Raw genomic sequence first — 559 nt, 5'->3', positions numbered from 1 at the left:
TTGTACAAAAAGTTAGTATTTCTTTACATCCAGTTCCACCTTGTTCTTTACAAGCTTGAGCTCCACGAGCTCTTGCGTTATGGGTATACATAGCATCTATACCCCAACCACCTTTAGTATTATTCCCCATGTATAGAGAAATACAGCTGTTATAAAAAGAACGAACCAATACACAATTACTTTTTATGCCATTATGTTTTTTTATACANCCAGGAGCACTATTCGTTCCTCCAGTCCCTAATCTATCAGGCATACCTGTACACTACCTAAACTTCTTACAATACTTATAGGTTTATAGTCTAAATAAAAAGGTCTGAATAACAGGCCTCTTAATACACAAATCTCTATATAAAGAGTTAAAGAATTCTTGTAGTACAAAAAGTTAATATTTCCACACAACCATCACCGCCTTTTTCTCGACAAGACTTGGCTGCACGTGCACGTGCATTATGAGTACCGACACCATCAAAGCCCCAACCATATTTTTTATTAGGCGCCCAATATGCAGAAATGCAGCCATTATAAAATGTAGTTGCTAAACTACAATTATTTTTTTTAC

Annotated in this window: 2 protein-coding genes; both read right to left on the bottom strand. The window is 35.7% G+C overall.

Annotated elements, in window-relative coordinates; all coding sequences use genetic code 11:
* A partial coding sequence (locus BZK16_RS13975; protein WP_143691215.1) for a DUF4189 domain-containing protein occupies positions 1-253 on the bottom strand: 253 nt, incomplete at its 3' end.
* A 103-nt stretch (positions 254-356) separates the two neighbouring features.
* On the bottom strand, positions 357-559 hold a 203-nt coding region (locus BZK16_RS13970; protein ID WP_143691214.1), incomplete at its 5' end, for a DUF4189 domain-containing protein.

This window comes from Wohlfahrtiimonas populi, from assembly GCF_002006795.1.
Taxonomy (GTDB): Bacteria; Pseudomonadota; Gammaproteobacteria; order Cardiobacteriales; family Wohlfahrtiimonadaceae; genus Wohlfahrtiimonas; species Wohlfahrtiimonas populi.
Note: the sequence above shows the minus strand (reverse complement) of the source record. Positions and strands in the feature narration are given on the sequence as shown.